This is a genomic window from Prodigiosinella confusarubida (assembly GCF_002847015.1).
GTDB classification, from domain to species: Bacteria; Pseudomonadota; Gammaproteobacteria; order Enterobacterales; family Enterobacteriaceae; genus Prodigiosinella; species Prodigiosinella aquatilis.
In genome coordinates this window covers 4,319,501-4,344,809 of the sequence record NZ_CP025085.1, presented here as the reverse complement: position 1 = coordinate 4,344,809, position 25,309 = coordinate 4,319,501, and the positions used below count along the sequence as shown (strand labels likewise).

Annotated in this window: 22 protein-coding genes and 1 pseudogene; 15 read left to right on the top strand and 8 right to left on the bottom strand. The window is 48.8% G+C overall.

Going from position 1 to position 25,309, the window contains the following annotated elements:
- Nucleotides 1–144 precede the first annotated feature (144 nt).
- Nucleotides 145–762: a TetR/AcrR family transcriptional regulator gene (locus tag CWC46_RS19745; protein WP_037381307.1), complete on the bottom strand. Its 618-nt coding sequence runs from the start codon at nucleotides 760–762 to the stop codon at nucleotides 145–147.
- A gap of 286 nt (nucleotides 763–1,048) precedes the next feature.
- Between CWC46_RS19745 and CWC46_RS19740 the strand changes: the two genes are divergently transcribed.
- Both CWC46_RS19740 and CWC46_RS19735 read left to right on the top strand, forming a co-directional pair.
- Nucleotides 1,049–2,260 (top strand): Tm-1-like ATP-binding domain-containing protein, encoded by a 1,212-nt coding sequence (locus tag CWC46_RS19740; RefSeq protein WP_021014823.1) that lies wholly within the window; start codon nucleotides 1,049–1,051, stop codon nucleotides 2,258–2,260.
- A gap of 54 nt (nucleotides 2,261–2,314) precedes the next feature.
- A pseudogene (locus tag CWC46_RS19735) lies at nucleotides 2,315–2,714 on the top strand (phosphoenolpyruvate hydrolase family protein).
- A 99-nt stretch (nucleotides 2,715–2,813) separates the two neighbouring features.
- Here CWC46_RS19735 and mltC read toward each other — a convergent pair.
- The 3 genes from mltC to mutY are packed head-to-tail and all read right to left on the bottom strand — an operon-like array spanning nucleotide 2,814 to nucleotide 5,318.
- Nucleotides 2,814–3,902 (bottom strand): membrane-bound lytic murein transglycosylase MltC, encoded by a 1,089-nt coding sequence (gene mltC / locus CWC46_RS19730; protein WP_021014826.1) that lies wholly within the window; start codon nucleotides 3,900–3,902, stop codon nucleotides 2,814–2,816.
- A gap of 55 nt (nucleotides 3,903–3,957) precedes the next feature.
- Nucleotides 3,958–4,230, bottom strand: coding sequence for an oxidative damage protection protein (locus tag CWC46_RS19725; RefSeq protein ID WP_021014827.1), 273 nt, complete (start codon nucleotides 4,228–4,230; stop codon nucleotides 3,958–3,960).
- A gap of 20 nt (nucleotides 4,231–4,250) precedes the next feature.
- Nucleotides 4,251–5,318 (bottom strand): A/G-specific adenine glycosylase, encoded by a 1,068-nt coding sequence (gene mutY, locus CWC46_RS19720; protein ID WP_021014828.1) that lies wholly within the window; start codon nucleotides 5,316–5,318, stop codon nucleotides 4,251–4,253.
- 160 nt (nucleotides 5,319–5,478) lie between these two features.
- Between mutY and trmB the strand changes: the two genes are divergently transcribed.
- From trmB to CWC46_RS19700, 4 genes are all read left to right on the top strand, one after another.
- Complete coding sequence (gene trmB, locus CWC46_RS19715) at nucleotides 5,479–6,198, top strand: tRNA (guanosine(46)-N7)-methyltransferase TrmB (protein ID WP_021014829.1); 720 nt, start codon at nucleotides 5,479–5,481, stop codon at nucleotides 6,196–6,198.
- A complete protein-coding gene (locus CWC46_RS19710) occupies nucleotides 6,198–6,542 on the top strand; it encodes a YggL family protein (RefSeq protein ID WP_021014830.1) in 345 nt (114 codons plus the stop codon). The genes trmB and CWC46_RS19710 overlap by 1 nt, the downstream gene beginning before the upstream one ends.
- Nucleotides 6,543–6,634: 92 nt before the next feature.
- Entirely contained in the window at nucleotides 6,635–7,351 is a 717-nt protein-coding gene (locus CWC46_RS19705; RefSeq protein ID WP_021014831.1) for a YggN family protein, read from the top strand.
- A 957-nt stretch (nucleotides 7,352–8,308) separates the two neighbouring features.
- Nucleotides 8,309–11,248 (top strand): autotransporter domain-containing protein, encoded by a 2,940-nt coding sequence (locus CWC46_RS19700; RefSeq protein WP_021014832.1) that lies wholly within the window; start codon nucleotides 8,309–8,311, stop codon nucleotides 11,246–11,248.
- Nucleotides 11,249–11,305: 57 nt separating this feature from the next.
- Here CWC46_RS19700 and CWC46_RS19695 read toward each other — a convergent pair whose 3' ends face one another.
- From CWC46_RS19695 to mutH, 4 genes are all read right to left on the bottom strand, one after another.
- Nucleotides 11,306–12,346 carry an NADP(H)-dependent aldo-keto reductase gene (locus tag CWC46_RS19695; protein WP_021014833.1) on the bottom strand — a complete coding sequence of 347 codons (1,041 nt, stop codon included), beginning with the start codon at nucleotides 12,344–12,346 and terminating at the stop codon, nucleotides 11,306–11,308.
- Nucleotides 12,347–12,478: 132 nt separating this feature from the next.
- Nucleotides 12,479–12,697, bottom strand: coding sequence for a YgdI/YgdR family lipoprotein (locus tag CWC46_RS19690; RefSeq protein WP_021014834.1), 219 nt, complete (start codon nucleotides 12,695–12,697; stop codon nucleotides 12,479–12,481).
- A 160-nt stretch (nucleotides 12,698–12,857) separates the two neighbouring features.
- Nucleotides 12,858–13,574: a TerC family protein gene (locus CWC46_RS19685; protein ID WP_021014835.1), complete on the bottom strand. Its 717-nt coding sequence runs from the start codon at nucleotides 13,572–13,574 to the stop codon at nucleotides 12,858–12,860.
- 83 nt (nucleotides 13,575–13,657) lie between these two features.
- Nucleotides 13,658–14,344, bottom strand: a complete 687-nt coding sequence (mutH, locus tag CWC46_RS19680) for a DNA mismatch repair endonuclease MutH (RefSeq protein ID WP_021014836.1) — start codon at nucleotides 14,342–14,344, stop codon at nucleotides 13,658–13,660.
- Nucleotides 14,345–15,034: 690 nt separating this feature from the next.
- Here mutH and rppH point away from each other — a divergent pair.
- The 9 genes from rppH (at nucleotide 15,035) to recC (ending at nucleotide 25,292) form a co-directional block, all read left to right on the top strand.
- Nucleotides 15,035–15,562, top strand: a complete 528-nt coding sequence (gene rppH / locus CWC46_RS19675; protein ID WP_021014838.1) for an RNA pyrophosphohydrolase — start codon at nucleotides 15,035–15,037, stop codon at nucleotides 15,560–15,562.
- A gap of 11 nt (nucleotides 15,563–15,573) precedes the next feature.
- On the top strand, nucleotides 15,574–17,820 hold the full coding sequence (ptsP, locus tag CWC46_RS19670) for a phosphoenolpyruvate--protein phosphotransferase (RefSeq protein WP_021014839.1): 2,247 nt from the start codon (nucleotides 15,574–15,576) through the stop codon (nucleotides 17,818–17,820).
- A 255-nt stretch (nucleotides 17,821–18,075) separates the two neighbouring features.
- Nucleotides 18,076–18,942 carry a prolipoprotein diacylglyceryl transferase gene (gene lgt / locus CWC46_RS19665; RefSeq protein WP_021014840.1) on the top strand — a complete coding sequence of 289 codons (867 nt, stop codon included), beginning with the start codon at nucleotides 18,076–18,078 and terminating at the stop codon, nucleotides 18,940–18,942.
- A 30-nt stretch (nucleotides 18,943–18,972) separates the two neighbouring features.
- Nucleotides 18,973–19,767, top strand: coding sequence for a thymidylate synthase (thyA, locus tag CWC46_RS19660; protein ID WP_021014841.1), 795 nt, complete (start codon nucleotides 18,973–18,975; stop codon nucleotides 19,765–19,767).
- Nucleotides 19,768–19,937: 170 nt separating this feature from the next.
- Nucleotides 19,938–20,429 (top strand): prepilin peptidase-dependent protein, encoded by a 492-nt coding sequence (locus tag CWC46_RS19655; protein ID WP_021014842.1) that lies wholly within the window; start codon nucleotides 19,938–19,940, stop codon nucleotides 20,427–20,429.
- Nucleotides 20,423–21,028: a prepilin peptidase-dependent protein gene (locus CWC46_RS19650; protein WP_021014843.1), complete on the top strand. Its 606-nt coding sequence runs from the start codon at nucleotides 20,423–20,425 to the stop codon at nucleotides 21,026–21,028. Before CWC46_RS19655 ends, CWC46_RS19650 begins: the two co-directional genes overlap by 7 nt.
- A complete protein-coding gene (locus tag CWC46_RS19645) occupies nucleotides 21,012–21,464 on the top strand; it encodes a DUF2509 family protein (protein WP_333782986.1) in 453 nt (150 codons plus the stop codon). Before CWC46_RS19650 ends, CWC46_RS19645 begins: the two co-directional genes overlap by 17 nt.
- Nucleotides 21,451–21,852, top strand: coding sequence for a prepilin-type N-terminal cleavage/methylation domain-containing protein (locus tag CWC46_RS19640; protein ID WP_021014845.1), 402 nt, complete (start codon nucleotides 21,451–21,453; stop codon nucleotides 21,850–21,852). The genes CWC46_RS19645 and CWC46_RS19640 overlap by 14 nt, the downstream gene beginning before the upstream one ends.
- A 26-nt stretch (nucleotides 21,853–21,878) precedes the next feature.
- Nucleotides 21,879–25,292: an exodeoxyribonuclease V subunit gamma gene (gene recC, locus CWC46_RS19635; RefSeq protein ID WP_021014846.1), complete on the top strand. Its 3,414-nt coding sequence runs from the start codon at nucleotides 21,879–21,881 to the stop codon at nucleotides 25,290–25,292.
- The last annotated feature ends 17 nt before the right edge of the window (nucleotides 25,293–25,309 follow it).

Genomic DNA, 25,309 nt, shown 5'->3' with positions numbered 1-25,309 from the left:
GGAGGCAAAAATTGTCTGGGTTGGTAAAGAATCAAAATAAGAGGGTTATAAGAGAAACACGTAGAAAGCCAGAATAACTTGATTAAATAAGGTATTTCTATGGTTTTTCTGGCTGTGTAATCAATTAATCATAGCATTTGCTTATTACTGTGACGATATGTTTACGGCCTGTGCGGCGTCTTCTTCAGCCTGGCGTAAAATTGCCTTGGCCACCCATTGGGTGACATCCTGAACTTCGCCATTGTCCAAATTCCAGATATCTTTCAAAACCAGAAACACCTCAGAGCCGTAAATCAGTGACAGAGCATAAATGACCCGCTGTTGCTCCTGTTCCGTGATCTTACCTGTCAGCGGTTCGGTCGCCAGTTTGAGCAATTGCTTGCGATTACCACGAACCAGCCTGTCACCATGCTGACGGTTTGCCTGACGATCTGCCCATTGTTGCAGCGAAAGCTGCAATGCCGCCCGCAATGCACCTTCATGCTGAAACATCCGTGGATAGGCGAAGCTCAGTAGCTCGGCAACCCGTAAATTTGCATCAGGCTGGGTAGGATGCCAGGCGAGAATTGGCCCCAGGCTTTCAGCGACTACAGCAGAAACCAACGCACTTTGAGTAGGAAAATAGCGATACGCTGTCGCACGGGAGAGCTGTGCTTCGGCGGCGATGTCGGTAATCGAAGGAAAAACTTCCTGATCGAACATTTTTATGGCGGTTTCAATCAACAGCCGGCGGGTTCGTGCTCGTGTGGATGTGAGTGTCATTTCCTGTCCAGTCACGTAGGCCTCATTATTTTTTATCACGCTATGGTCAGACAGCAGGCCGCTGTATTGACGGCAATATAATAAAATGGGTGATACACCTGCCATGTCAACTTTTACGCTACAACATACAGTAGCGACAATATTTTTGTGAGACCTCAATCTCATTTGATTGCTTAGCGATTTGCGATATTGATACGGCAGTCTCATTATGTATTGATAATAAAATTACTTAACATGCTAATTATTAAGTGTTTTTATAGATTAACCAGATGTAGGAAAGGAGTCAATGGGGAAGGGATCAGGTAGTATTTATATTGCAACTACATCAGATACTAAAGGAATAGAACTGTTTTACATCCGAGATCTGATTGCGGCAACCGGACTTGATACTGTCACTGTTGACCTTTCTACCAAGTCGTTGACTGAGGATGCGGGAACTGATATCAGCGCTGGCACTGTGGCGTCTTATCATCCACAGGGGGCAGCAGCGATATTCTGCGGTGACCGTGGATGTGCGATTAGCGCCATGGCGCAAGCGTTTGAGCGTTTTATGCTATCTCGTGAAGATGTCGCAGGTTTGTTAGGGTTGGGAGGATCCAGTGGTACCGCGTTGATCACTCCGGCGATGCAGGCTCTACCCATTGGCTTGCCCAAGCTGATAGTTTCAACTATGGCGTCGGGCGACATTTCAGGTTACATCGGCGCTAGCGATATCAGCATGATGTACTCGGTTACCGACGTATCCGGCCTGAACCGAATTTCTCGTCAGGTGCTGGGCAATGCTGCGCACCAGATGGCCGGAGCTGTGAAGTTCCGTACGCAGCAAAACCATGATGATAAACCGGCGCTGGGGCTGACCATGTTCGGCGTCACTACACCTTGCATTCAGGCTGCCTGTCAGGCGCTGGAAAACGATTTTGACTGTCTGGTATTCCATGCTACCGGGAGTGGTGGTCGGGCGATGGAAAAACTGGTGGACAGCGGCTTGTTGGCGGGTGTGCTCGACCTTACGACCACTGAGGTGTGTGATTTATTATTTGATGGTGTATTGGCCTGTATGCCGGAACGGTTTGATGCCATTGCCCGAACACAACTGCCATATGTCGTTTCCTGTGGCGCGTTGGATATGGTGAATTTCGGCCATCCTTTCACCATCCCTGGAAAATACGCTGGTCGGTTATTTCATAACCACAATGCACAGGTCACTCTGATGCGTACCACGGTGGAAGAGAACATCGTTATGGCGAAATGGATTGGCAACAAGCTTAACCATTGTGAAGGCGAAGTTCGTTTTCTGATCCCGGATGGCGGTTTTTCTGCACTGGATGCTCCTGGTCAGGCGTTTTGGGATCCATCGGCACAAGAAGCCTTTAGTCAGACGTTGGAAATGACAGTAAACCAAACGGAGAAACGGCAGATAGTCCACTTGCCGTACCACATTAACGATCCTTTGTTTGCCAGCACGGCAGTGGCTGTGTTTAGGGCTCTGTTCAGATAAGGAGAAAAAACATATGTGCAACATCATCAGCCGTTGTTGACAAAATTTAGGGAGATGATTGCCCGTCGTGAACCGATTATCGGTGGTGGAGTTGGTATGGGTCTGTCGGCGAAGTGTGAAGAAGCGGGTGGCATTGACCTGAACATCATATAACTCAGGTCGTTATCGAATGGCCGGACGTGGTTCGCTGGCGGGTTTGCTGGCATACGGCAACTTCCGCGCCAATCTGGAAGAGACCGGTATGGGGTATGCTCTGGAAGTGGACATGATCCGTCTGGCGCATGAGAAAAATATGCTGACCACACCTTATGTATTCAGTGCGGAAGGTGCGCAATACATCATGGAACATTGTCCACAATGTGATGGTTTTTATGGTGCGAGTTCGATGGAACGTCTACCGACAGAAATAGCACTAACGGATACTACAAAGCAGTTCAAGAGTATCACGCGTTAATATTTTTAGGCTGATTATTTGCCAACAGCGGGGAAAATATAGCCAGCAGGAACACCCTGCTGGCTATATCATTTGTGACTATACCTGTCATCTTGAAATCTATTGCGTATAGCGGCCAAGCCGGTAGTTTTTTTGCGCCAAATTGACCTTGTACAGATAGTGGCGTGACTCGGCAGACGGGTGACGTGTTACCAGTGTCTGGTAGATTTCACTTGGCGACATCCCGTTAATGATATTCACCGCTTTATTCTTATCATTAGAGAATACTCGCAGTACGCTGCCTGCACCGCCATTGTAAGCACTAATCATGGCGTAACGCCGTGATGTGGGGTTCTCAATGCCCGCCAGATAGACATTTTTCAGAATCGACAGATAAGCGGTGCCCGTGTCAATATTCTTTTCCGGGTCAAACAGATAGCTGCGACTCGGTTTTCCCCATTTTCCCCTCATCTTGAATACGTCGCGTCCGGCGCTATGTTGAACGACCTGCATTAATCCCAGGGCGTCGGAATTGCTCACGGCATAAGGGTTAAAACTGGATTCTGTCTGCATGATGGCGAGAATCAGTGAGGAATCAATACCGTAGCGCTCAGATGCCTGGCGCACGATGGGCAGATACTTGTGAGCACGCTTATCAAGGTGGTTAGGTACTAACTGGATGGTAACAGACCAGATAACATGCAGTCCGGAGGTGCGGCTTTGCAGTTTGGTCTGAAGCAGATAATCGGCAAAGGCACTGGCTCGGCCTTCCCAGCGAATCGGTTGCCCGGTGTTATCCAGCACCTGACCGTATAACATCGGTTCGCGACTGATCTGGATATCATTGGCATCGGAATACAGGTCAGTGTTGCTGGCATCATCTCCCATCAACAGCGTGGTGATAATCGCCTGACGCAGGCTCGCTCGATAGTTGGTGGCTGAAATCGTCTCGACGGTAATTGTCCCCGCCTCAAAGTTGATATGGCTACGTGTCAGATATTGATCGGAGTATTTTACGTAGTCTTTGGGGCCGGCTATCAGTACTTCATTGATACCCCAGATGTTTTCAATATTGTTGGCAAATTGCCCCATCAGAATATCAAAAGCGTTGGTATCTTTGATATAAGCTTCGTTGTCAACGTACCCCTTTTTACTGGAGCAGGAGATCAGCAATGGGGCGACGAGCAGCAAAACTAACAGTTTCTTCATCGTATAAAACCGTATAGGGATAGGGACGAATTCAAGGCCATGGATCCTTCACTAATCAATGGTCTGGCGGAGTATATCCGTCAATGTGAACGTCCTGCCCCTCGAACAGGAATTTCTCCATCTCCTGTTCCAACAATTTGCGGTGTTCAACATTCATCATGCTGAGTTTTTTTTCATTAATCAGCATGGTTTGTTTGGTTTGCCACTGTGCCCAGGCTGTTTTGGAAATGTTGTTATAAATGCGTTTTCCCAACTCACCGGGGTACAATTGAAAATCCAGTCCTTCGGCGTCTTGTTGTAAAAAAGTACAAAAAATCGTTCTACTCATGCTTATTCCTCTTTTATCGTTCAAGAATCAACGGATGCTGATCGTGGCTTAGCCAACTGACGTAACAACCGGTCTACCGGAGCGGCTACCCCGACGGAAGGAGGCTGCGTTAAGTTATACCAAAGACCAGCGCCTTCATCCATGCAGGAACGATATGGTGCGGCATTGATCCATAACGGCACGATATCCAGATGAAAATGACTGAAAGTATGGCGAAATGCCACCCACTGTTGCAGTTGATCTGTTTTTATACCACGTTGCCGCAACCAGCTCTCTAGTTCATCCCGATTATTGAACTGTGGAAAACAGAATAGCCCTCCCCATAATCCCATGGCCGGACGTTGCTCCAGCCAGACCGTATCATCCTGTTGCAGCAGTAAAAACCAGGCCGTTTTTTCCGGCAGTGTGTGTTTGGGTTTTTTACCGGGATATTCAGTCCAACTGTGGTTGGCATAGGCGATGCAGCAATTATTCAGTGGACACAGTTCGCATTTTGGCCGACTGCGAGTGCATACCATGGCCCCCAGATCCATCATGGCCTGATTGAAGCAGTTGACGTGCTGTGCCGGCGTGACATCCTCACTGATAGCCCATAATCGCTGTTCCACGTCTTTTTTTCCCGGCCAGCCAGCGACGGCATAACAACGAGCCAGAACGCGTTTTACATTGCCATCCAGAATAGGGTAGTGCTGTTCTAGCGCCAGCGAAAGAATGGCACCGGCGGTTGAACGGCCGATACCTGGTAAATCGGCGATGGCTTCAAACGTAGTGGGAAATATTCCACCATGCTTTGCCGTGATAATCTGAGCGGCTTTATGCAAATTACGGGCGCGAGCGTAATAACCCAACCCGGTCCATAAATGCAGCACTTCGTCCAACGGTGCAGTTGCCAGCGCGGTTACATCGGGAAACTTTGCCATGAACCGCTGGAAATAAGGAATAACGGTAGTCACCTGAGTCTGCTGTAACATTACTTCAGACAGCCAGACTTTATACGGCGTTTTTTTCAGTTGCCAAGGTAGGGTTTTGCGACCATATCGCTCATACCAATCCAGCACCTGTCGAGTGAACGGTTGCGTTTGCATCATTGAAATAAGGTATTATCCGGCAGGTGAAAATTTGATTGGGATTCCAGCACAGAGTGAATGCGCTGTAAACCGGAACTTTCCGACGCTGTCTACTTGCCAAACACCGGTATCCTTGCATAATGCGCGTTTCCTTAATGAAATCGGACTCACATAACGCACTATGATTAATAATGTCATCTCCCCGGAATTTGATGAAAACGGGCGTCCGCTGCGCAGGATTCGCAGTTTTGTTCGCCGCCAGGGACGCCTGACGAAAGGGCAACAACAAGCGCTGGATAACTTTTGGCCAGTGATGGGCGTGGAATACCAGGATGAAGCACTGGATTTTACCCAGTTGTTCGGGCGTGATGCACCAGTAGTGCTGGAAATCGGCTTTGGGATGGGCGCTTCGCTGGTGACGATGGCAGAGCAGCATCCAGAGCAGAATTTTTTAGGAATAGAAGTCCATCGGCCTGGTGTGGGGGCCTGTCTGTCTTCAGCTCAGGATGCCAATCTCGGCAATTTGCACGTCATGTGTCATGACGCGGTAGAAGTGCTGGAAAAAATGATTCCTGATGGCTCCCTGTCGATGGTGCAGTTGTTCTTCCCCGATCCGTGGCATAAGGCACGACATAATAAACGGCGTATTGTGCAGGTGCCGTTTGTGGAGTTGGTGTTGCGTAAGCTTAAGGTCGGCGGTGTATTTCATATGGCGACCGATTGGGAACCTTATGCAGAACATATGCTCGAAGTGATGAGTTCAGTCACTGGTTATCGCAATCTTGCCGAGAATAATGACTATGTACCGCGGCCAGCTTCCCGGCCGTTAACGAAATTTGAAGCACGTGGCCAGCGTTTGGGGCATGGTGTCTGGGATCTTATGTTTGAGAGGATGAACTAATGGCAAAGAATCGTAGCCGTCGTTTACGCAAAAAAATGCATATTGACGAATTTAAGGAATTTGGTTTCTCAGTAAACTGGCGCTTCGCCGAAGGGACCGATGTTAATGGGATCGATCGTATACTGGATCAATTTGTGGACGACGTAATTGAACCAAATGGCCTGGCATTTGAAGGTAGTGGTTATCTGCAATGGGAAGGGCTGATTTGCCTGCAAAAGCAAGGTAACTGCACAGATGAACATCGCCAACAGGTGATGAGCTGGCTGAAAGATCATCAGTTGACAGAAGTAAGCGTTAGTGATCTGTTTGATATTTGGTGGGATTTGCCTGCCAACCTCGCTTAATCCTGCCTTTCTATCTGTCGGTCATCTCTTGTCTTTCAGGCCGGAGATGACGCCTGTTGCCGCTTTTAGCGCTGTTTTTTCAGGAGAAAGATATGTTGCGTAGAATGACCCTTGGTATATTGATGTTGTTTGCCTGGCAAGCCCAGGCGAGCTATCAGTGTAGTGTCCAACCTCAGGATGACATCATCATTAGCCCGCAGAGTGTTAAGGTGGTGGGCGCTAGCGGTGATTTACAGTTTTCCCCGCAAGGAGATGTGATACAAAACGGAGTACCGCTATCCCTTAATGCTTCCCAGCGCCAGCAGGCAAAATCGTATCAGGCGGCACTGCGCGAGCAGCTTCCGTGGATTGATAACGGTGCAGAGCAACATCTGGAGAAAGCAAATCAGGCACTGGATAAAGTGATTGTGCAAGAACTGGGTAGTGACAGTGGTGTGCGTAAACGCTTGACTGCGCTGGATACACAGTTAAAACAGCAGATGGAGCGTATTATTGAGCACCGTAGCGACGGTCTGACGTTCCATCACAACGCGATTAAGCAGGTAGAACAGGACGGTCGTCAGATTGTGCAGAACAGTCTGGGTGGGGTGTTGCAGGATAGTCTGAATGAAATGGGTGTTAAGCAGATGTCCAATGGCGGTAGTAATCCATTGCAGGCGATAATGGGGAATCTGGGGGGGTTACAGAAAGCGATTCAGAGTGAATGGAACAATCAAGAAATGGATTTTCAGCGCTTTGGGCATGATGTATGTAGCCGCGTAACCGCATTGGAAAAACAGCGCCAGACTCTTTTACAGTCAATTAAATAGCCTTCTTTTGAAAAAGACGAGGTTTTTTATTTCTCGTCTTTTTATTATTCTTTTTCCAAATTATACCCACCCCTGTTTCTTAAAACACCTTCTCCTTTAATAATAATCCATTGTTGAAAATAACTGCGATTTTTTGATGGCATTAATATTGATGTCATTTTGTTTCTTTGTTCATATTTCGTCATGAAAAAATAAAATAAATAGCTTTTTTTGTTCATTTTTTAATGTAATCATTTCGATAAGAGATTCTCATTTTTTTGTAAGTTGTTATTTTTAATAAGTTGAGTGTTTTTGTTGGTAGCTTTGTGATTAGTTATAATTCAATGAATGAATTTTAAATTAAGCATCACCTTTACATAATTTATGTGTCTTTAATAATAATGATATTTTCTGATATCACTCATGATGAGTGGAATAGAATCTCGTCCATTTTTTAGTGTGTATATACCTAATAGATTTCGAGTTGGTGGCAGGTGGCACGTGAAGGAATCCCGATGAGTTTACTCAAATAAGCGTTTGGGTGATAAATCTGCCGGAAGCCAGTGTGGCCGCTGTTTGCGACAACAGACCCAGCGATGGGCCAAGTAATTGTGCGCCATCAATGCAGTTGAAACTCGAAAAGTGACAAGTATATCAACCCATTAATTGAATTATGTATTAACCCTTGCACAGCAAATGACAAGCACGATGGTATTTCGATGACGCGAATAGGAATAAACACTTTTCGCCAGGAAAACTACATGTTTTTTAATTGCCAGGGTGAATGTATGTATGAAAATTAATAAATCGTTTTTTAATCATTTTAATGAAATATCAGGATCCTATTCTAGATATATTTGGAAACCACTTGAAAACCAGCGAAGTGATTTAAAATTAATTTGTTGGCTATTACTCACGGCCGTTATTACGTTTTCGGTTAATTCTGTTTTTGCGGCTACCGCAGAGGATTTCCGCACTATGGAATATATGCGCAATGGTGCAGCACTGGATTCCATACATGCTGCTGAAGCCTATGCGTTAGGTTATACCGGAGCCGGAGTGACCGTCGGTATTATTGACAGAAATGCAGATTTAACTGGCGATGAATTTCAAGGCAGAATAGATTCCGGTGCGCAATGGATCAGTGATCCAAACGATGGTAATGATCACGGTTTCTGGGTGGCGGGTGTTATCGGAGCAGCCAAAAATAACATCGGCATTCATGGTATTGCCTATAACGCGAATTTGTTGCCATTGGGTACCGATGCCAGCACGCTGGCGCTAGCACAAGCGATGCAGACGATGGCAGCACACCCGGATGTCAAAATCATCAACAACAGCTGGGGTTTCAGTCTGTATTATGACGAAATCGCTTCTTATGGTTCTGATACCCAGGCTGAACTGACCGATACCATAATCCCGATATTCCAGTCTTTAGGGGAAACGCTGGCCAATCAAGGGCAACTGATGGTGTTTTCTGCCGGTAATGATGGTCATTTAACACCGTCACTCCTTTCTGCATTCCCCACATTACTGGATACCACTGGTTTTCAGGATAATATTGCCAATAACTGGCTCAACGTGATGGCGTATGATCCTACCCAGGCAAGTACCAGTGCCGCGTTTATCGCCACGTTCAGCAATCTGGCGCAGGGCGCTTCAGATTACAGCCTGCTAGCACCAGGAGTGGGTATTAACACCACTTCTGAAAATAACAGCTATGTGACAACCAATGGGACCTCTTTTGCCGCACCTTATGTTTCCGGTGTTGCGGCGCTGGTCAGCGAAGCGTTTCCTTACATGAGCGGCAAACAACTCGCCGATGTCTTGCTTTCTACTGCCACGCGGCTTACCGGCGCAAACTTGCCGAAAGCGGTAGTTCTGCTCCGTCAAGATTTTGACGATTCCCAGCAACTTACTGGCGTTACCATCAAGGTCTATTCCACCAGAACGGGGATTACGTTTAGCGATGAGGAAATGACGGCATTGATCAAATCAGTGAAAATTCAAATACCTTCCGTGGCGGATGAGCGAGTAAAAGAAGTCATTCTAGCGGCCGCGACCGATCAGAGTATTACGGTACTTTCCCAAAACGATTATGAAGCATTGTTTGGTCAAGGCATTGTGAACGCCTATAAGGCAGTACAAGGTCCGGGGGCGCTGAATGCCAAACGTTTGACCGACAGCGATCTGAATGACGGTCAGTTTGGTGGCAAATACGCGCTGTACTCCGTCAATACGCAAGGTTTCGACAGTACCTGGAGTAATGATATCGCTCAGGTGAAGCACGATGTCAGTAGTAGTACGTTGTTTCAGCTTGATGTCGGCTTGCGCAAACAAGGAACTGGAACCCTGTATCTGACTGGGAATGATACGTTTGCGGGGCCTACCGTGATCGAAGGCGGCAAGTTGGTGGTCGGCAAAGTGGCCGGCGGCAGTGGTAGTCTGGCGGGTAGTGTCTGGGTGGAGTCTGGTGCCGTACTGGGCGGACACGGAACGGTCAAGGGCTCGGTGGTTGTCCAGAGTAATGGTACCCTCTCTCCCGGTAACTCTATCGGGACATTGACCGTGGGGAATGTGCTGTTTAACCCCGGGTCGGTGTATGAGTATGAGATTGATTCACAAGGGAATACAGATAAGCTCATCGTGACAAACAATGCCGTCCTGGCAGGGACGCTGAAAGTGGTGAACCAGAATGTCGGGCATTTAGGCGATCACTTTACCCTGCTAGAGGTGGGTGGAACCCTTTCTGGTTCGTTTGATAATCTGGAAGCAGCCAATAGCGCGCTGTTTTTAACGGATAAGCTTGGTTATGGCGCACAAAACGCTTTCATTGATGTAACACGAAATAATGTGTTGTTCAGTGATGTGGCATTGGGCAGTAATCAGAAAGCGGTGGCAAACGCTATCGAAAGTCAGTCTGGTGGCCCGGTATTTAGCGCCATTGCTGATTTACAGGATGTGGGGTCGGCGCAACGTGCGTTCGATAATCTCAACGGAGAATTTTTCGCGACATCCCGCAGTGCATTGATACAAAACAGTCGGTATGTGCGTGATGCACTGAACAGTACCATGCGTACTGCTGGTATGGCGGAACACCCTTGGTTAAACACCTGGACCTATGATGGGCACCAGGATAGTGAAGGCCCCAGGGCAGGGGTGAAGCATGATGGCTACGGCTTGTTGATAGGGAATGGTGGCCGGATAGGTAAACAGGGGGTCATGGGGTTCGCCATCGGTGCGGAAAAAGGTCAGATTACCATGGATGATCGTGCCTCTCGCGCTGATGTAACTGCTTATCATATTGCGGGATATCTCTCTGGTCACACATTAGCCCTCGATCTGCATTCCGGGATCAGTTATAGCTATCTGACTCTGGATAGTCAGCGGGATATTACTGTTGCTGGGCTGAATGGAGTGGCGGAAGCAGATTATCACGCCAATCTGGCACAGGGATTTGTTGAAGCCAGCCACCGGTTCAGCTTTTTTGATATTGTCAGCTTTGAGCCCTATGGCAATGCTGCCTATGTATGGTTGCAAAGCCCGCGTGGGCAAGAAACCGGCAATCGTGCCGCGCTGGTTTTTGACAAGGAAACCAGCGAAGCCGCGTTTACAACAGCGGGTTTGCGGATGGAAATCCAACCTTTGTCCAGCGTACCGATCTCGCTCTACGGCGATGTGGGATATCAGCACCGTATGACTGAGGAGGCTAACCACCAGATGCAACTCCAGTTTGTTCAGGGGGGAGATCAGTACGAGGTGGAAGGTTTGCAACCGGCAGAGAACCTGACTCTTCTTCGCGCTGGCGTGAAAGCGGATTTTAGTCGAGATATGCATTTATTACTTGAATATCAGGGAGATCGTGCGGCCAATGTAAAGGATGACAGTGCCAGAGTGCAGTTCAGTATGGCGTTCTGACGGCAGATGCAGCATCGTCTCTGTAAGAGGCGATGCTGCATGGTAAGCCGATAAAGATCAAGGTGCCGGAATGGTGAAACGACGGTGGATCGCCTCCAGTTCGGCCAGTAATTCTGCACTTAATGTCAGATCCTGGCTGGCAAGGTTGATTTGCAGTTGCTCAATTGATGTCGCTCCCAGCAGTGTTGTCGCGACAAAGGGCTGTTGGCGGATAAATGCCAGTGCCATTTGTGCCGGATCGAGGCTATATTTCTGTGCCAATGCGACATATTCGGCAATGGCATGCTGAGTATGTGGGGCGGAATAACGGACAAAGCGACTGAACAGAGTATTACGTGCTCTGGCCGGTTTAGCGCCATTAAGATACTTGCCAGTCAGAGTACCAAACGCCAGACCTGAGTAGGCCAATAGCTCCACCCCCTCATGCTGACTGATTTCTGCCAGACCTATCTCAAAGCTGCGGTTGAGCAGATTGTACGGGTTTTGGATCGATACAATGCGTGGCAGGTCATGCTTTTCCGCCAGTTGCAGGTAGCGCATCACACCCCATGGTGTTTCATTGGATACGCCGACATAGCGGATTTTACCCGCCCGTACCTGCTCATTCAGGGCTTCCAGTGTTTCCAGTAATGTTACCGTCGGTTTTTCATCACTGTATTGGTAGCTCAGCTTGCCGAAACAGTTGGTTTGCCGCTGCGGCCAGTGTAACTGGTACAGATCAACGTAATCCGTATTTAGCCGTGTCAGGCTGTCATTCAGCGCATCACGGATATTTTTACGATCCAGTGCTTGCTGCGGGCGAATGCCATTATCGTTACCACGTGTCGGGCCTGCGACTTTAGTCGCTATGATGAGTTTTTCACGTCCACCACGGCTTTTCAGCCAGGAGCCGATATAACGTTCGGTCAGTCCCTGGGTTTCCGGGCGTGGAGGAACAGGATACATTTCAGCAGCATCAATCAGATTAACCCCAGCGGCAATGGCGTGATCCAATTGGGCATGGGCTTCAGATTCACTGTTTTGTTCACCAAATGTCATCGTGCCGAGACCCAGCACACTGACTTCTAAAGAACTGTGGGGAATACGGTGATATTGCATTGCCAGCTTCCTTTTTGTCTGAGAGGAGCAGGTGCTCGTCAAGGCACCTCAGTCTGACTATAACCAAGCCTCGTCAGAGGGGAAAGCGTCTTTACGTGTAATCTAGCGTATCGGACCAGGGAGCGGTGGCTGTTAGCGTTCAATAATCTGGGAGATTTTGTTGCGGTTAATCTGGTGATGGTTGCCATTTTCATCAGTATAACTGAGCATCCCGGTGTTTTTATCCAATGTGGGTTTGCCTTTGGTTAACAGCATCTGGCCTTCCTGTGTGGCAATGACGTAGTCACTTGCACAGCCGGAGAGCTGAGTAATTAATGCCAGAGTGAGCGCCGTTTTCATCCAAACGTTCATGGTGGTGTACCTGTTGTTAACAGCAAAAAAACTGAAGGTTATTCGACCAGTTTACCAAAGAGATTTGATGATTTAATTAGGATTAATGGAAGAAAATAACTGATATTTAGAAAAAAATATGTCAGGAAAACGAGTATGTCCACCCGTTTCCCCGTGTTATTCAGACGGCTTTATCCGACTTTTTACCACGCACCAGATTTAGCGCTTCTACCGACATTGAGAAAAACATGGCGAAATAGATGTAACCCTTCGGCACATGGATGTCGAAACCCTCTAGTATCAGAGTGAATCCCACCAGAATCAGGAAGGCGAGGGCCAGCATTTTCACTGAAGGGTGACGCTCCACGAATTCACCGATAGGACGGGCAGAGAACATCATTACCCCAACGGAGATCACGACTGCAGACATCATGATAAACAGATGGTCAGACAGGCCGACTGCGGTGATCACCGAATCCAGACTGAAGATAATATCGAGCATCATAATCTGCACGATGGCGCCACAAAACGAGTACACCATTGAAGCGTGATCTTCTGATCCTCCCTCAATGGTTTCATGAATTTCTTTGCTGGATTTCCATAGCAGGAACAGTCCCCCGGAGAGCAAAATCAGGTCACGGCAGGAGATTACATTTCCCATTACGGTAAACAGTGGGTTTGTCAGCCGGATAACCCAGGCGATGGAGGCCAATAGTCCGAGGCGCATTAACATCGCCCCAAGCAAACCGATGCGACGGGCCTTGTTTTGCCGCGCTTTTGGGAGTTTTGCGACAACCAGAGAAAGGAAAATAATGTTGTCGATACCCAAAACAACTTCCAGGATGGTGAGTGTACCTAACGCCAACCAGGCGTTGGGATCCGCAATCCAATTGAACATTGTAACATTGCACCTTTAAATAAAACGTAAACGATAATTATAGGCTGCCCGGTTAGTCTGGAGGCAATATAATGCGTGACAAATCAGAGTAAAAAGTGACGAGCCAGCAGCGGGGCGGTAAATGCTTTTTTTAAATAAAAACCACGAGGCAGTGTCATAATCGGCTGACCATACTCGCCGATGGCTTCTGTCAATGCCCGGCTATTAGCCGCTTTGGGGCGCAGTTGCAGCACTTCACCATGCCGTGCAGTAATGCTTTCTACCTTGCCCAGTACGATAAGATCCATTAGTTCTTCCCAGTCTTGTTTCAGTTTTTCTTCTTCTTCTGCACTGGGACTCCATAATAATGGTGCACCAATACGGCGTTCGGCCAGCGGAATATGACGCGCACCTTCAACCGGAATCCACAACACTCGCGCCAGTTTATAGCGCACGTGGCTGTTTTCCCAGGTAACGCCACTGTTGCCAGTTAGCGGTGCCACGCAAACGAAGGTCGTTTCCAATGGCCGCCCGGTTTCATCCACGGGAATGGTTTTCAATTCTATCCCTATCTGTGGAAAATCCGGTTCAGGCTTACTGCCCGCACTGGCTCCCAGAAAACGTTCCAACAGAACGCCGGTCCACCCTTTATCGTGTTTCAGATCGGCAGGTATCGGCAGTTGGGCCATGTTTGCCAGTTCTGCCAGGTTATAACCTGCCAGCGCACGGGCACGTTGCAGCAACTCCTGCTCATTCTCTGGTGGGATGTTGTGGATCGAAGGTGAATACATACCATTACCTGATTTTGATTAAAAAAAGCACACTCAGCGGCGATAGTAGAAAATAGATAACGCTAACCATGAATAAGAATAATAATAACATGATTCTGCTGGATTTTTTCTTGATGATATTTATCACTCAGCATATCACTATTAACTTGTGCACGGTAAGACACCGGGAATGAACAGGATTGCACACCATGTTATCCACAGTTTTTTGGGATAAGTGGAATAAGTTGGGATCACTGGTTCCATTTACAGCCTTGACGGCCGCTTTTTTTGCTGGTTTTGCCGGTTTTTTGTTTGATATTACCTCAGCGTCTGTGGATAAAATGTCCGTAGCGTGATATTTCACCGATTTTAGTGATCCGTTTTTTTTGTCAGGTTATACACGGGTATAAATGTGGTAGAGGATAGAAATAACATCATGAAATTAAAAAGCTATTTTAAATTTTAACCGAAAGTACTTCTGCAAGAGAAAGAAGTTTTACTCACTTTTTCATGATGTTCTTCACAAAGATGTCCACAGAAAAAGTGAATAAACCGATACAATGACGCTTTGTATGTTTATAACTTTGATCTTATCTGTGAGTTACCGAGATTTTATTATAAAGTCAACGATGTTAAGCGGTGGTTTACCGTCTGGCGGGAGTGTGAAACAATCAGCTTATCTTTGCATTTTACGTTTATTGAGGTAGTCCGGTGATCGATGATGATGGCTACCGCCCGAATGTTGGAATTGTGATTTGTAATCGGCAGGGGCAAGTTCTCTGGGCTCGTCGCTACGGTCAGCACTCCTGGCAGTTTCCCCAGGGTGGGATTAACCCAGGTGAAAGTGCAGAACAGGCGATGTTCCGTGAACTGTTCGAAGAAGTTGGTTTGCGGAAGAAAGATGTCCGTATCTTGGCTTTCACCCGTAGCTGGTTTCGTTATAAATTGCCAAAACGTTTGGTGCGTTGGGATACAAAACCAGTCTGTATCGGGCAAAAGCAAAAATGGTTTCTGCTACAGTTAATGTGTAATGAATCAGATATCAATATGCAAAGCAGTAGCACACCTGAGTTTGATGGTTGGCGTTGGGTGAGCTACTGGTATCCGGTACGTCAGGTGGTTTCTTTTAAACGGGATGTTTATCGGCGGGTGATGAAGGAGTTTATCACTCCAGTTATACAGTTACAGGAGAATACTGCTGCCCGGATGTCATCAGGTTCCAGACGAAAAAGAGGATAATTCAGTACATCATGCTCACGCGTTTGCGAGAAATTATCGAGAAAGTCGCGGCTACAGCTCAACTGAATGATGCGCTGGATATTTTGGTCAATGAAACCTGTCTGGCGATGGATACCGAGGTCTGTTCCATTTATCTGGCCGATCATGATCGCCAATGTTATTACCTGATGGCGACCCGGGGGTTGAAAAAGCCTCGGGGTCGCACTATTACGTTGGCTTTTGGTCAAGGTATTGTTGGTTTGGTGGGGCAGCGGGCTGAACCTATCAATTTGGCGGATGCGCAAAGCCACCCCAGTTTCAAATTCATTCCTGCGGTTAAAGAACAGCGTTTTCGCTCCTTCCTGGGTGTGCCAATAATTCATCGCCGTCAACTGTTGGGTGTTCTGGTTGTTCAGCAGTGTGAGCACCGCCAGTTTGACATGAATGAAGAATCTTTTATGGTGACGCTGGCCACTCAGATGGCGGCTATTCTGTCACAGTCACAAATGAAAGCGTTATTTGGACAATATCGGCAGACCCGTATAAAGGCATTGGCTGCCTCTTCTGGCGTGGCGATTGCTCCGGGCTGGCAAGATTGTAGCCAACCTTCGCTGGATCAGGTTTTCCCCACCTCTACTTTGGATACCGAACGGGAACGTTCCCGTTTACTCTTGGCTATTGAAGAGGCTACCGCCGAGTTCCGTCGCTTCAGTAAACGTTTCACCGCGGGTGCACAGAAAGAAAGCGCGGCTATTTTTGATCTCTATTCTCATTTATTGAATGACGCCCGCTTGAAGCGAGAGTTGTTTCAGGAAGTGGGGGAGGGTAACGCGGCGGAATGGGCAGTCAAAGTCGTTATTGAACGCTTTGCCGAGCAATTTGTTGTCCTGAAGGATACCTACTTGCGCGAGCGGGCTGGGGATTTACGGGCGTTGGGCCAACGTTTACTGTTTCACCTTGATGATAATGCCCAAAGTATTTCGCAGTGGCCGGAGCGCTTTATTCTGGTCGCTGATGAACTGACAGCGACGCTGCTGGCTGAACTTCCGGCGGAACGGTTGGCTGGCGTGGTGGTTTATGATGGTGCGGCCAACTCTCATGCGGCTATCCTGGTGCGGGCGATGGGGATTCCGACGTTGATGGGCGCTGATATACAACCAGAATTGCTACATCAGCGTATGTTGATTCTGGATGGTTATCGCGGCGAACTGCTGGTAGATCCGGAACCCGTGCTGATTCAGGAATACCAGCGACTTATCAGTGAGGAAGATGAACTGACCCGGTTGACTGAAGATGATATGGACCGTCCTGCCATGTTGAAAAGTGGCGAACGGGTAAACGTGATGTTGAATGCCGGGTTAAGTGCCGAGCATGAAAAACACTTTATTAATCAGGTTGATGGTGTCGGGCTATATCGTACTGAAATTCCGTTTATGCTACAGAACGGTTTCCCATCAGAAGATGAGCAGATGGCACAATATGAAGGAATGCTGCGTCTCTATCCTTCGCGCCCGGTTATGCTGCGTACGTTAGATATCGGTGCTGATAAACAGCTACCGTATTTGCCCATTAGTGAAGAGAATCCTTGCCTTGGCTGGCGTGGGATTCGTGTCACACTCGATCAGCCTGAAATATTCCTGATTCAGGTGCGGGCGATGCTGCGTGCCAACGCTTATATTGGCAACTTGAATATTTTACTGCCGATGATTAACAGTCTGGATGAAATCGATGAGGCCCGAAGGCTGATTGACCAGGCCGCCAGAGAAGTGGAAGAGATGCTGGGCTTCCTGCAACCTCGACCCCGTATCGGTATCATGATTGAAGTCCCGTCAGTGCTGTTCCTGCTACCGCATCTATCTGCGCGTATTGATTTTGTTTCGGTGGGAACCAATGATTTAACGCAGTATCTGTTGGCCGTTGATCGCAATAATCCTCATGTGGCATCGCTGTATGACAGCCTTCATCCGGCCATGTTGCAGGCATTACACATGATCATTACCGCTTGTCAGCGCTATAGCCTGCCGGTTTCTGTGTGCGGTGAAATGGCGGGAGAGCCGATGGGCGCGTTATTGCTGATGGGGTTGGGCTACCGGACTCTGAGTATGAACGGGCGCAGTGTGGCGCGCGTGAAATACTTATTGCGACATATCGAGCAAGAAGAGGCGCAACTGCTGGCGAGTAAAGTGTTGAAAGCACAAACGGCCAGCGAAGTGCGGCAGTGGGCCTCGATCTTCATTGAAGAGCGTGGCCTGGGAGGGTTGATTCGCGGTGGCCGTTAATCATTACCTGATATTTTCATATTAGGGGGGATGTGAAGATGCGGCGTCTGTCGGCACGGTTTTATCAAGCTCGTTTTTTAGCTTAGCCATCTTTAACTGAATCCATATTTTACAGATCTTTTCCTGCAACTGAGCCGCTTGTCCTGGTGCGCTATGTTATGATGCGCAACCGCAGTGTGTGGAAGAATGTCGTTTCTTCCTCCTGTCTATCAAAAACCCCGTAATCAGGGACAAAACAACGAGATGTGGTGATCGATGACGACGAACTATTTGGTATTTCCCAAGTTTGATCCGGTGATCTTTTCTATTGGGCCAGTCTCGCTGCACTGGTATGGATTGATGTATTTAGTCGGCTTTGTCTTCGCTATGTGGCTGGCTGTACGCCGGGCAAACAAGCCAGGAAGCGGTTGGACGAAAGATGAAGTTGAAAACCTGCTCTATTTTGGTTTTCTCGGTGTGTTTGTTGGTGGTCGTTTAGGTTATGTGTTGTTTTATGCTTTCCCTTTGTTCATCGCGAATCCGCTCTACCTATTTAAGGTATGGGATGGGGGGATGTCTTTTCACGGTGGGCTGATAGGGGTTATTACGGTGATGTTGTGGTTTGCTCACCGTACCAAACGCAACTTCTTTCAGGTTGCGGATTTTATCGCGCCATTGATTCCGTTTGGCTTGGGTGCCGGGCGTTTGGGTAACTTTATCAATGGTGAATTATGGGGACGCGTCACGACAGATACGCCTTGGGCAATGCTGTTTCCTGGTTCCCATAGTGAAGATATGGCGTTGGCCGCTACTAACCCCAAATGGCAGGCGATTTTTAATCAGTATGGCCTATTGCCCCGCCATCCTTCGCAAATATATGAGATGCTGCTGGAAGGTGTGGTGCTGTTTATCATTCTGAATACTTTTATCCGCAAACCACGTCCGATGGGGAGTGTCTCCGGTCTATTTTTGATCGGGTACGGACTTTTCCGTATTTTTGTCGAATTTTTCCGTCAGCCGGATGCTCAACTGGGGTTGTTCGACGGCATTATCAGTATGGGGCAAATTCTGTCCATTCCCATGGTGCTGGTGGGGATTCTGATGATGATATGGGCGTATCGGCATCAGTCTGCAAAACAATAACGGCGATTATTAATCTTTAGACGAGGTTGTATGAAACAGTATCTGGAATTGATGAAAAAAGTGCTTGATGAAGGGACGCCGAAGAACGATCGCACTGGCACAGGTACACTGTCGATTTTTGGTCATCAGATGCGTTTCAATCTGCAGGACGGCTTCCCGTTGGTGACGACCAAACGTTGCCATCTACGCTCTATCATTCATGAGCTCCTGTGGTTTCTGAATGGGGATACCAATGTGGGCTACCTGCATGATAATAGTGTCACTATCTGGGATGAATGGGCCGATGACAACGGCGACCTCGGCCCTGTATATGGCAAGCAGTGGCGTTCATGGGGGGCGGCGGATGGTCGCCATATAGACCAGTTGACAAACGTGCTGACCCAACTGAAACAGGATCCGGATTCTCGCCGTATTATCGTATCGGCCTGGAATGTTGGTGAGCTGGATCAGATGGCGTTGGCGCCGTGTCATGCCTTTTTTCAGTTCTATGTGGCTGACGGAAAACTGTCCTGTCAGTTATACCAGCGTTCTTGTGACATATTTCTTGGCCTGCCTTTCAATATTGCCAGTTATGCTTTATTGGTTCATATGGTGGCCCAGCAGTGTGACCTGGCGGTCGGTGATTTTGTCTGGACCGGGGGTGATACTCATCTCTACAACAACCATATGGATCAGACACATCTTCAACTTGGTCGTGAGCCACGTCCACTGCCAAAACTGGTGATCAAACGTCGTCCGGCTTCACTGTTTGACTATCGTTTTGAAGATTTTGATATTGAAGGATATGATCCGCATCCCGCCATCAAAGCACCTGTTGCCATCTAATCCAGCTGTGCCCATCTGAACCGCCTTTAGGGCGGTTTTTTCACGTTTTTTTCCAGACAATTACGCACCACTATTCCACCGTTACCTGTTTGCAGAAAAACATTGCGTACTGCTTTGAAAAAGCAATATGCCGTTCTGTCGCTCCGGTCTTCGTCCTCTACACTGTGAGTATGAAAAAACGCAAAGGATGGCAGCAGGGGTTTACCCTGCCTGAATTATTAATGGTAATGACAATCGTGGGATTATTGGCCGGGGGTGGATTACACAGCTGGCTGGGATATCGTCAGGCATTAATACTGGAACAAGGCGCTCGGCAACTGCTGAGCTTTATTGCCCGCATTCAGGCTAATGCCTATTGGCATAATGAAACATATTCGGTTTGGATCAAACAGAGCGGGGATCGCTGGTGTGTTGGCAGTGGCCCGGAAATGCCGGTCTGCCCGCCAGATAGCTCCAAGTATCACACTCGCTCAGCGGAGCACATTGATTTGGCAGAAACAACGGCAGATCAATTTTTATTTTATGGATTTCGCAATACAGCGCAATCCGGACATTTGACACTGTCTAATCCCGCAGGGCGCGTGCGATTGGTCATTTCGGTTCGGGGGCGATTACGGCTTTGCAGCGAATCCCAACCGGTGCTGGCGATTTCTGTATGCTGAACAACCATAACCATAATCAGTGCGGGCAAAGCGGTTTTACCCTGTTGGAAATGATGGTGGCTCTCGGTTTGAGTAGTTTGATTATACTTTCTACAGCACAGATTTATCCGGTGCTGCGCGCTCAGAGTCAGAATAGCGCGCATTATTTCCGGCTGGAGCAGCTTCTCAGTCAGGCATTATTCAGCATTGAAAAAGACATCCGCCGGGCCGGTTTCTGTGCTGGTACCTGTAACGGGAGCGCATTAACCCTCATCCCGGATACGGTAAACCCGGCGCAAAACTGCCTGACGGTGGCTTACGACGTTAATCGTAATGGACAATGGGATGAGACTGATCAGCCGGAGGCGGAATTTTTTAGTTACCGCTTACGTTCCGGCGCGCTGGAGGTTCAAACCGGTAGAAGCTTATGTCAGGGCGAACGCTGGGAAAAACTTCTCGACCCCGATGAGGTAACGATAACGCAGTTTCAGGTTCTGCCGCAAAGCGGCGGAGACAACGCGCGCTATACGATACAACTGGCGGGATATTGGTCGCGACGACCTGAGATTAAGCAGCAGGTTGGCCGTCTGGTCGTGAGGCTAAATGATGAAAAAGGATAGTCAGGTCGGAAGCAGCTCATTGTTGATGGTGATGTTACTGTTAATGATCGGATTGTTGCTGTTGGGAGGATTACAGCGGCAACTAGATGCGACGGTGCAAATAGGGAGCGATGAACAACAATATTGGCGGGCGTTCAATCGAGCGCTTTCGTCACTGAGTTGGGGGTTAAGTCTCGAGTGGCAGGGAGACCAAAGCGACTGGCAGTGTCAGCGGTTATCTGCGGAAATACTGCGGGTTTGTCTGCGACTTTCGCCGGAAAATGGCCGTGGCATTCTGCGGGGTGAAGGCGCGTTTTCGTCACAGACCACACCGTTATTGCTCTATCACCGGGTGGAAAGCCTGGCTTCAGCCACTGGTCTGGTCTTGCGCCCATTAGCTCAGGGATGGTTTGATTCCTGCCCTGAATCGCAGGAGAGTCAGTGTGCCAGTGAGTGATAGCGGATTGGCGTCGGCGCAGCAAGGGTTCAGTTTACCGGAAACACTGGTTGCGGCTTTGTTGTTTGCAGTTTCGCTGGCTGGATTATTGCAATATCATCAGGTGCTTCAACAGTTGTTACAGCATCAATGGCAGCAGCGTCAGGCCTGGCGATTCGCACATCAGCAGCTAGATGTTTATGGTTCAGCCGCCGGGGAAGAGGTGCGGGTCATCTCATTGCCGTCAGGGTGGTCAATGACACTGACAGAGCAAGTCCGTACCACGGCGTGTCATAGCGTGACGGTAACCACAGTAACTCCTTATCGTTACCGGGCCGTACTTACCCGTTGGTTTTGCCGTATCGTAGCGGAAGATTCTTTGGGCGTGCAGACGCAAACTACACCTTAAATGGCAGTGGATGGTCAGGAGTCAGGATGTTCACGGTTTATCATTCAAATCGGCTGGATCTTTTAAAAGACGTAGCGGCAGCGTTGATCGCGAGGCAACCGTTGAGTAATCCCTTCCAGCAGGAAGTGATTTTGGTTCAGAGTCCAGGTATGGCGCAGTGGTTGCAGATAGAGTTGGCAAACAGTTTCAACATTGCCGCCAATATCCGATTCCCTTTACCAGGCGTGTTTCTGTGGGAGATGTATCGTCTTCTGATGCCGGATATTCCGCCAGAGAGTGCCTTCAGTAAAGATGCCATGGCCTGGAAGCTGATGCATTTGCTGCCACAACATCTGGAGGATCCGGCGTTCACCCTGTTGGCGCACTATCTACAAGAAGATGCTGACAAACGCAAACTGCACCAGTTGGCCGGGCGTATTGCCGATCTGTTCGATCAGTATCTGATTTATCGTCCTGACTGGATAACGTGCTGGCAACAGAATGAATGGGTAGCAGACATCGGCGATGCGCAACAGTGGCAGTCTCCTCTCTGGCGTGCGCTGGTGGATTACACTCATCAATTGGGACAACCGCGATGGCATCATGCCAGTCTTTATGAACGTTTTATCGGTCTTCTGGCGCGTGCCGACGCATGCCCGCCGGGATTACCTGTGCGAGTATTTATCTGCGGTATTTCGGCGCTTCCCCCTATTTATTTGCAGGCGTTGCGGGCATTGGGGCAGCATATTGATGTCCATCTCTTGTTTACCAACCCATGCCGGGATTACTGGAGTGATATTCAGGATGAAACCTTTCTGGCCAAACTAAAGCGTCGACAACGGTTGCTGTATCAAAACAGCCAGATAACGACGATGAGTCGGCCTCTGTTTCGTCAGCCCAATCAGGCTGAATCCTTATTCAAGGCGAGTGGCGAGTCGAGCGTGGGAAATCCGTTACTTGCCTCATGGGGCAAGCTGGGGCGTGATCATCTCTATTTGCTGGAACAACTGGATGAGGTGCGCAGTATTGATGCGTTCGTGGATATCGATGCCCATAACCTGCTTTCGACTCTTCAGCACGATATTCTTGATCTGGAAAATCACAGCGTAATTGCCACCGATCAGACGACATTGGAAAACAGCCGTCAGAAGCGACAACTGTTGCCCGATGATTACTCGGTTTCTCTGCATGCCTGCCATAGCCCCCAGCGCGAAGTTGAGGTCCTGCATGATCAATTGCTGGCAATGATGGCGGACCATCCTGAATTGATGCCACGGGACATCATTGTGATGGTGGCGGATATTGACAGCTACTCCCCGTTTATTCAGGCGGTATTCGGGAATGCGCCTGAAGAGCGCTACTTGCCTTTCTCTATATCAGACCAGCGAGCTCGCCATGCACATCCGGCCTTACAGGCGGTGCTCTCGTTGCTGGAGCTTCCTGACAGCCGTTTCACTGCGGAACAGGTGCTGGCGTTGCTGGAGGTCCCGGCGTTGGCAGCGCGTTTTGGCATTGATGAAGACGGTCTGCGGCGGTTGCGGCTGTGGGTGGCCGAGTCGGGTATTCGCTGGGGGTTGGACGATGATAACGTTCGAGATCTGAACCTGCCTGCCACTGGTCAGCATACCTGGCGTTTCGGCCTGACACGGATGTTGCTCGGTTATGCGATGGATAGCCAGTCAGGAGACTGGCAAGGCGTATTACCCTACGATGAATCCAGTGGTTTGATAGCCGAACTGGCTGGGCAATTGGCCGAACTGTTGATGCAGCTTAGCCGGTGGCGGGAATGTTTGCGTCAAACCCGTGAAATACAGGCATGGCAACCGCTGTGTCGTCAATTATTGGAGACCTTCTTTAAACCGGATGATGATACCGAAGCCGCGTTAACACTGATCGAAGAACAGTGGCAAAAGATTATCAATATGGGAGAGCAGTCCCGTTACCCCGAGGTGGTTCCTATCACGTTGTTGCGGGATGAACTGGCCAGAAAGCTTGATCAGGCGCGTTTGAGTCAGCGTTTTCTCGCCGGGGCAATTAACTTTTGTACCCTGATGCCGATGCGTTCTATCCCCTTTAATGTCGTCTGCCTGCTGGGTATGAATGACGGCGTCTATCCGCGAACACTCCCGCAATTAGGTTTTGATTTAATGACCCGGCCGGTTCGTCGGGGGGATCGTAGTCGCCGTGATGATGATCGTTATCTGTTTCTGGAAGCGTTGCTTTCTGCTCAACAGCGTCTCTATATCAGTTTTATCGGACGTTCAATACAGGATAACACCCGGCGTTTTCCATCTGTGCTGGTCAGTGAACTGATGGACTATATTGCCCAAAGCCATTATCTGCCCGGTGACGAGGATCTGGATATTGATGCCAGTGCAGACAGGGTAATAGCACATTTGTGGCATGAACATTCACGGATGCCGTTCGATACCGCCAATTTTATCCCGGATCCGGTTCCGCAAAGTTTTGCGGCGGAATGGCTGGCGGCGGCAGGCCGTCAGGGAGAAAGTCAGCCGATTTTTGATCATCCTTTACCGCATGAAACGTATCGCGAGATAACCTTGGATGATTTAAGTCGCTTTTACCGCCATCCGATAAAAGCGTTCTTCCAGATGCGTCTGGGGGTGAGTTTCCTGCTGGAAGGAAGTGACATGCAGGAGGAGGAACCTTTTCAGGTTGATGGTCTGAACCGTTATCAGATGAATATTCAACTGCTCAATGCCTTGATTAATGGTGGCGATGCTGAACGTTTGTATCAGCATGTCCGGGCGGCAGGAGAGTTACCTTACGGTGCTTTCGGTCAACTGTATTGGCAGACTCAGCAGGAAGAAATGGGCCAACTGGCCGCCAAGGTGCGTGAAGAGTGGCGACCTGACCCGCTCGGTAGTCAGGAACTGGATATCGAGTTGGATGGCGTACGGATAACAGGCTGGCTGACGCAGGTTCAGCATGATGGTTTGTTACGCTGGCGCCCCGGCAAGTTGGCGATGAAAGACGGCATGATGTTGTGGCTGGAACATTTGGCCTATTGCCTGATGGGCGGACAGGGAGAGAGCCGTAGCTATGGTAGTCAGGATACCGGTTGGCGCTTCCCGGCTTTGAGTAGAGAGCAGGCGCGGGAATTCCTGGCAGTGATGGTCGACGGGTATCAACAGGGAATGAATAAGCCTCTGTTATTGCTTAATCGGTCAGGTAGTGCCTGGTTGACGGAAGTTTATGATCGCGAAGCTGACCGTCTGTCGTCAGATGAAGATATTCGGCAAAAAGCCCGGCTCAAACTGCTGGATGCCTGGCAGGGAAACCGGATGATATTGGGCGAAGGGGAGGATTATTACCTCCAGCGGATTATCCGTATCATGGACAGTGAACGGGTCGAGCAGGTTATTGATGCGGCGCAAACCTGGCTGTTACCACCGGTGCGTTTTAATCAGTACGGCAAGAAAGTGAGTATATCCACGTGAAGTATTTGGAGCGTTGC

Bases quoted from the DNA above. Each gene is read 5' to 3' on its own strand.
- CWC46_RS19745 (WP_037381307.1), bottom strand. From the start codon at position 762: ATGACACTCACATCCACACGAGCACGAACCCGCCGGCTGTTGATTGAA.
- CWC46_RS19740 (WP_021014823.1), top strand. From the start codon at position 1,049: ATGGGGAAGGGATCAGGTAGTATTTATATTGCAACTACATCAGATACT.
- mltC (WP_021014826.1), bottom strand. From the start codon at position 3,902: ATGAAGAAACTGTTAGTTTTGCTGCTCGTCGCCCCATTGCTGATCTCC.
- CWC46_RS19725 (WP_021014827.1), bottom strand. From the start codon at position 4,230: ATGAGTAGAACGATTTTTTGTACTTTTTTACAACAAGACGCCGAAGGA.
- mutY (WP_021014828.1), bottom strand. From the start codon at position 5,318: ATGATGCAAACGCAACCGTTCACTCGACAGGTGCTGGATTGGTATGAG.
- trmB (WP_021014829.1), top strand. From the start codon at position 5,479: ATGATTAATAATGTCATCTCCCCGGAATTTGATGAAAACGGGCGTCCG.
- CWC46_RS19710 (WP_021014830.1), top strand. From the start codon at position 6,198: ATGGCAAAGAATCGTAGCCGTCGTTTACGCAAAAAAATGCATATTGAC.
- CWC46_RS19705 (WP_021014831.1), top strand. From the start codon at position 6,635: ATGTTGCGTAGAATGACCCTTGGTATATTGATGTTGTTTGCCTGGCAA.
- CWC46_RS19700 (WP_021014832.1), top strand. From the start codon at position 8,309: ATGGAATATATGCGCAATGGTGCAGCACTGGATTCCATACATGCTGCT.
- CWC46_RS19695 (WP_021014833.1), bottom strand. From the start codon at position 12,346: ATGCAATATCACCGTATTCCCCACAGTTCTTTAGAAGTCAGTGTGCTG.
- CWC46_RS19690 (WP_021014834.1), bottom strand. From the start codon at position 12,697: ATGAACGTTTGGATGAAAACGGCGCTCACTCTGGCATTAATTACTCAG.
- CWC46_RS19685 (WP_021014835.1), bottom strand. From the start codon at position 13,574: ATGTTCAATTGGATTGCGGATCCCAACGCCTGGTTGGCGTTAGGTACA.
- mutH (WP_021014836.1), bottom strand. From the start codon at position 14,344: ATGTATTCACCTTCGATCCACAACATCCCACCAGAGAATGAGCAGGAG.
- ptsP (WP_021014839.1), top strand. From the start codon at position 15,574: ATGCTCACGCGTTTGCGAGAAATTATCGAGAAAGTCGCGGCTACAGCT.
- lgt (WP_021014840.1), top strand. From the start codon at position 18,076: ATGACGACGAACTATTTGGTATTTCCCAAGTTTGATCCGGTGATCTTT.
- thyA (WP_021014841.1), top strand. From the start codon at position 18,973: ATGAAACAGTATCTGGAATTGATGAAAAAAGTGCTTGATGAAGGGACG.
- CWC46_RS19655 (WP_021014842.1), top strand. From the start codon at position 19,938: ATGAAAAAACGCAAAGGATGGCAGCAGGGGTTTACCCTGCCTGAATTA.
- CWC46_RS19650 (WP_021014843.1), top strand. From the start codon at position 20,423: ATGCTGAACAACCATAACCATAATCAGTGCGGGCAAAGCGGTTTTACC.
- CWC46_RS19645 (WP_333782986.1), top strand. From the start codon at position 21,012: ATGATGAAAAAGGATAGTCAGGTCGGAAGCAGCTCATTGTTGATGGTG.
- recC (WP_021014846.1), top strand. From the start codon at position 21,879: ATGTTCACGGTTTATCATTCAAATCGGCTGGATCTTTTAAAAGACGTA.